This is a genomic window from Burkholderia sp. Ac-20353, from assembly GCF_017104785.1.
Classification (GTDB): Bacteria; Pseudomonadota; Gammaproteobacteria; order Burkholderiales; family Burkholderiaceae; genus Burkholderia.
Window position 1 is genome coordinate 1 of record NZ_JAAGPL010000318.1, and the last position, 6373, is coordinate 6373.

At 60.3% G+C, this 6373-nt stretch carries 4 protein-coding genes; all 4 read right to left on the reverse strand.

Annotation, left to right across the window (positions count from 1 at the left end; all coding sequences use genetic code 11):
- Positions 1–156: 156 nt before the first annotated feature.
- Positions 157–906: a DUF5677 domain-containing protein gene (locus tag G3N94_RS38960; protein ID WP_205799526.1), complete on the reverse strand. Its 750-nt coding sequence runs from the start codon at positions 904–906 to the stop codon at positions 157–159.
- 349 nt (positions 907–1255) lie between these two features.
- Complete coding sequence (gene gyrB, locus G3N94_RS38965) at positions 1256–3730, reverse strand: DNA topoisomerase (ATP-hydrolyzing) subunit B (RefSeq protein ID WP_205799529.1); 2475 nt, start codon at positions 3728–3730, stop codon at positions 1256–1258.
- A gap of 205 nt (positions 3731–3935) precedes the next feature.
- Positions 3936–5042, reverse strand: coding sequence for a DNA polymerase III subunit beta (gene dnaN, locus G3N94_RS38970; protein WP_205799527.1), 1107 nt, complete (start codon positions 5040–5042; stop codon positions 3936–3938).
- Between the two features lie 167 nt (positions 5043–5209).
- Positions 5210–6373, reverse strand: a 1164-nt coding sequence (dnaA, locus tag G3N94_RS38975) for a chromosomal replication initiator protein DnaA (RefSeq protein ID WP_205799528.1), incomplete at its 5' end; no start/stop codon positions are given.

A 6373-nucleotide genomic window follows, 5' to 3' on the forward strand; every position in this document is an offset into this window, starting at 1 on the left:
GCTACAACCTGCGCGCGGAACTCCTTCGTGTAATTCCTGGAGCCTGGTCGCCGACCCCGCGCCTTGATTTCCATTTTTTCTGATTCCCACCACATTTTGGTGGGGACCAGATTGCCGTCTATGAACCTTCATGAACAGACGGTGCTGGGGCAACGCTTACAAACGGTAAGCTGCTCTCAGCCGAAGATTCAAGCACGTGAAGCAGTCCGAGATAAGACGCATCAGATGCACCATGTGCGCTGAATCACGCCGTTCGGGTGAGCGCATTTCGCGATCCATTGCGATAGAGACGCCCACATAGTCCGCGTGGTGTATGTGGCTTGCCACCGCATAGGAATAGGATAATCCAGAGAATCCCTGATAGAAGGGATCCCCGCTCCTACTTAGGGAATCCAAAAGTCCAGCGTATCCCCAGCGGGTTTCCATGGCGCGGCGCGTGGGTTTGTCGTAGTGAGTTCGTAGTTCGTCTCGTGTAGCATCCGGAAGAACCATATCGCGAATGGGTCTCCATTGGTCCGCCTCCGGGTCGCGAAGGCTAGCCAATACCTCTCTTGCCTTCTGATCGTCCTTCATGAGTGCAAGTTTGCGTTGGTCCTCCGTGTACTCCCTGAATCTTTGCGCAAAATCTTCGCGAGTCTGGACGATAAACGCAAATTTAAGCGAGGCCTCGAACACTGACCGGACAGCAACTTCCGCATCCCAAAGTTGCCCATAGGCTATTAGAAGGAAAGCACTCTCACTGGAGCGAGCGGCAGCGGTGAGCAGCATGCCAAGACTGATGCGCTCATGCGCTTCCAACCCGCGGTAGCGCGCGAATTCCCCCATGAACGGAAGCAATTCTTGCATTAGGAATAGGCCCCGCTCGCCCCAAGCGTTCTGTTCGGCAGACGTCTCATCCGTGTACATTGTGTTCACCTATACGCGACGGTTTATTTATTCAATTCGAACACTACACTACATATCTGACACGAGTGTTCAACGTAGCTTAACTCTGTCATAGGCGCGCTAAAAAATCGACACAACGCCTAGATATCGAAGCCCTACTTGCCACACTCGTGACAGACAGCTGGTTCTCATCAATTAATTCTGGATGTGTGCATATCTGGTGAGGGTGATAATATCGGTGCGCCTCGACGAAACCTGGCATGCAGTCCATTAGATTAGCGAAATTTGCAATCCCGGAAAGAAACAAAAAACCCCGGAGCCTTTCGGGCTGCGGGGTTTCGGGAATACTAGTGCATTGCCTGTTTCGGTGTCAGACGTCGATGTTTCCCGCCCTCAACGCATTCGACTCGATAAACGCCCTACGCGGCTCGACCTCATCCCCCATGAGGGTAGTAAAGATCCCATCCGCAGCAATCGCGTCCTCGATCTGCACACGCAGCAACCGCCGCACCGCCGGATCCATCGTCGTCTCCCACAGCTGCTCGGGGTTCATCTCGCCCAGCCCCTTATACCGCTGCTTCGACACATTCCGCTCAGCATCCGCCAGCAGCCACTTCATAGCGCTCTTGAAGTCGCCCACAGCCATACTGCGTTCCCCACGCTTGATGACTGCCCCAGCCCCAATCAGCCCCTTGAACGTATTAGCAGTAGTCACAAGCTGCTGATAATCCGCCGTGTGCTGGAATTCCTCATCGATAACCGAAACCCGCACATTCCCGTGATGCGCCCGCTCAACCCGCAGCGACCGCAGCTCCCGCACCGGATCATACGAAGGCACCACCCGCACTTCGTTCTTGAGCGCTTCATTATGCAGAGCCGCATGAAGCGCCTTAGCCGAAACCTCGGTCGATTCTTCGCTGGAGAGATCGATCACAACCCCATCCATGATCGCCTCGAGCGCCGCCGGGTCATACAACCGGCTCAACCGCCCGATCACGCTTTGCGACATCAGATACGACCGAGCCAGCTCCCCAAGCGCGTCCCCTGAAATCGGCGTCGCGTTCTCGCCGGGCACCAGCTCCGACCCAAGCAGCGCCAACCGCAGCATATGCGCGTCCAGCTCGGTGTCATCCTTCAGATACCGCTCATCCTTACCCGCCTTGATCTTGTAAAGCGGCGGCTGCGCGATATACACAAACCCGCGCTCGATCATCTCCGGCATTTGCCGATAGAAGAACGTGAGCAGCAGTGTCCGGATGTGCGCACCGTCGACGTCCGCGTCGGTCATGATGATGATGCGGTGATACCGGAGCTTGTCGAGGTTGTAATCGTCCTTGCCGATGCCGCACCCGAGCGCGGTGACCAGCGTAACGATCTGCTCGGACGACAACAGCTTGTCATACCGCGCCTTCTCGACGTTCAGCACCTTGCCGCGCAGCGGCAGGATCGCCTGGAACTTCCGATCGCGGCCTTGCTTGGCCGAGCCACCTGCCGAGTCACCCTCGACGATATAGATTTCCGACTTCGCCGGATCCTTCTCCTGGCAGTCCGCAAGCTTGCCCGGCAGCCCAACGCCATCGAGCACGCCTTTACGCCGCGTCATCTCCCGCGCCTTCCGCGCAGCATCCCGCGCGCGGGCAGCTTCAACGATCTTCCCGCAGATGATCTTCGCGTCGTTCGGCGTTTCGAGCAGGAACTCTTCCAGCGCCTTGGCCACAACCTCTTCAACCGGCGCCCGCACTTCGGAAGAAACCAGCTTGTCCTTCGTCTGCGAGCTGAACTTCGGCTCCGGCACCTTCACGGAAAGCACGCACGACAGCCCTTCGCGCATGTCGTCGCCGGTCGTCTCGACCTTCGCCTTCTTCGCGATTTCGTTGTCGGTAATGTACTTGTTGATGACGCGCGTCATCGCGGCCCGCAGGCCGGTCAGGTGCGTGCCGCCGTCGCGCTGCGGAATGTTGTTCGTGAAGCACAGCACGTTTTCGTTGTAGCTGTCGTTCCACTGCATCGCGACTTCGACGCCCACGCCATCCTTCTCGCCGTTAGCGAAGAAAACCGTCGGATGCAGATTGGTCTTCGTCTTGTTGATGTACTCGACGAAGCCCTTCACGCCACCGGCGAACGCGAAATCGTCTTCCTTGCCGCTGCGCAGGTCGGTCAAGCGAATCCGCACGCCGTTATTCAGGAACGAAAGCTCGCGCATGCGCTTCGCGAGAATGTCGTAGTGGAACTCGACGGTCCCGAAGATCGTCGGGTCGGCCATGAAGTGAACTTCGGTGCCGCGGTTCTCGGTATCGCCGGTGACCAGCATCGGCGACACTTCCACGCCGTCCACCGTCTCGAGCACGCGGTTCTGCGCGACGCCACGGTGGAACTCCATGAAGTGCTTCTTGCCATTGCGCCGCACGGTCAACCGCAACCAGCTCGACAGCGCGTTCACGCACGACACACCCACGCCGTGCAGACCACCCGACACCTTATAGCTGTTCTGGTCGAACTTGCCGCCCGCATGCAGCTCCGTCATCACGATTTCCGCAGCACTGCGCTTCGGCTCGTGCTTGTCGTTCATCTTCACGTCGGTCGGAATCCCGCGGCCGTTGTCGGTCACGGAAATCGAGTTGTCCGCATGAATCGTCACGTGAATATCGTTACAGTATCCGGCGAGCGCTTCGTCGATCGAGTTGTCGAGAACTTCGAAAACGAGGTGGTGCAGACCGGTGCCGTCCGACGTGTCGCCGATGTACATCCCGGGGCGCTTGCGCACCGCTTCCAGCCCTTCGAGGATCTGGATCGACGATGCGCCGTAGCTGCTGTTATCGGGCTGCGTATTGTGCTGTTCACTCATGGATATCTTCCGGTTCTGCAAGGCCGCTAAATCAACGGCGCGGTGCGTTTTCTCATGAAAACGCGGGGCTGCCCAGGTCGGGCCGCTCCAGTTTTCCTGACCCCTCCGGAGCACCGGCCCGGCGCGTGGAGGAGGGGTGGTTGATTCGCCATAAAAACGCCAAAGGGGCTTGCCGCCCCCTGGTGTGTGTCGTGTGTCGCGCGCGTCAGATGCGCATCGGCATCACGACATACTTGAACTCTTCGTTCTCGGGCACCGTGATCAGGGCGCTCGAGCTCGCGTCGCCAAGGCTCACCTGCACGGTGTCGACCTTCAGGTTCGCGAGTACGTCGAGGAGGTAGGTCACGTTGAAGCCGATGTCGACGGTTTCGCCCTGGTACGCGATTTCCAGTTCTTCCTGCGCCTCTTCCTGGTCGGCGTTGGTCGACATGATCTTCAGCTGGCCCGGCGCGATGATGCAGCGCACGCCCTTGAACTTGTCCGACGTCAGGATCGCCGCGCGCTGCAGCGAACGCTGCAATTCTTCACGGCCGATCTCGAACGTGTTCTTGTGCGCCTTCGGGATCACGCGCTGGAAGTCGGGGAACTTGCCCTCGACCAGCTTCGACACCAGTTCAACCTGGCCAAACGTGAACTTCGCCTGCGTTTGCGCGATGTCGATCGTGACGGTGTCGTCGATGTCCTCGAGCAGGCGCTGCAGTTCGAGGATGGTCTTGCGCGGGACGATCACTTCCTGGCGGCCGAACGTGCCACCCTCGATCTTCATCGACGAGAACGCGAGGCGGTGGCCATCGGTCGCGACAGCCATCAGCTGGTCGCCGTCGACGACGAGCAGCATGCCGTTCAGGTAGTAGCGGATGTCCTGCTGCGCCATCGCGAAGTGCACCATGCCGAGCAGCTGGCGGAACGACTTCTGCGGGACGGTGAGGCTCGCGCCGAAATCCTTCGCGTGCGCGACGGTCGGGAACTCGTCGGCCGCGAGCGTCTGCAGTGCGAAGCGGCTCTTGCCCGACTGAACCGTCAGGCGCTTGTCGGCGAGCGACAGCGTCACCTGGCCGTCAGGCATCGCGCGCAGGATGTCGAGCAGCTTGCGGGCGGCAACGGTGGTCGCAACCTGGTCGTTGCCGACGCCGAAATCGGCGCGGGTCGTGATCTGCAGCTCCAGGTCGGTCGACAGGAACGAAACGTCCGCGCCGTTCTTGGTGATCAGCAAATTCGCGAGGATCGGCAACGTATGGCGGCGTTCGACGATGCCGCTGACCGTTTGCAGCGGCCTGAGGAGGGTGTCTCGTTCGGTCTTGACCAGTTGCATAGAGTTCCTTCGTTGAGATAACGGCCTGCAGCAGCCTCGCAACGCCCCGCCGGCCGGGCACATGGCCGGCCGCCATCGGAGCGGTCAAACCTATATTGTGCCTCAAAACCGAATCGCCCCCGTTAATTTGGGGCGGACGCCGAATTCTCAAGCGCAACCGCGCCCGATCACCCCTTCAGCGTCTGTTCCAGCACGTGCAACTCGTGGTTGAGCTGCGCATCCTTGCTGCGCTCGTCGGCGATCTTGCGCACCGCGTGCAGCACGGTGGTGTGATCGCGCCCGCCGAACAGCTCGCCGATTTCCGGCAGGCTCTTCTGCGTCAGCTCCTTCGCGAGGTACATCGCGATCTGCCGCGGCCGCGCGATGTTCGCCGGACGCTTCTTCGAATACATGTCGGCGACCTTGATGTTGTAGAAGTCGGCGACGGTCTTCTGGATGTTCTCGACCGAAATCTGCCGGTTCTGCACGGTCAGCAGGTCCTTCAGCGCTTCCTTGGTCAGCTCGATCGAGATCTCGCGGCCGTGGAACTTCGAATACGCGAGGATCTTGCGCAGCGCGCCTTCCAGTTCGCGCACGTTCGAGCGCAGGTGCTTCGCGACGAAGAACGCAACGTCCTCGGACAAATTCACGCCTTCCGACTGCGCCTTGCGCATCAGGATTGCGACCCGCATTTCCAGCTCGGGCGGCTCGATCGCGACGGTCAGGCCCGAGTCGAAGCGCGAGATCAGGCGGTCATCGATCCCCGAAATCTCCTTCGGGTACGTATCGCTGGTGATGATCACCTGCGCCTTGTTCGCGACCAGCGCCTCGAACGCGTAGAAGAATTCCTCTTGCGTGCGCGACTTGCCGGAGAAGAACTGAATATCGTCGATCAGCAGCAGGTCGAGCGAGTGGTAGTAGCGCTTGAAGTCGTCGAACGCCTTGCGCTGGTATGCCTTCACGACATCCGACACGTATTGTTCCGCGTGGATGTAGCGGATCCGCGCGCCCGGCTTGTCGAGCAGCAGCTGGTTGCCGATCGCGTGGATCAGGTGGGTCTTGCCGAGGCCGACGCCGCCGTACAGGAACAGCGGGTTGTACGAGATGCCGGGGTTGTCCGCCACCTGGATCGCGGCGGCGCGCGCGAGCTGGTTCGCCTTACCGGTCACGAAGTTGTCGAACGTGAGCACCGGGTTCAGCTTCGAGCGCTCGTACATCGAATCGGCCTCGCCAGCGGCGGCAGGCGCTGCGCCATTGCCGGGCCGCCACGTGCGGCGGCCGGCGGCCGCTTCGTGCGCGGGCAGGCTCGGCAGGTCGATGTCGGCGTCGTCGCCGTGCAGGTGCGCGGCGGC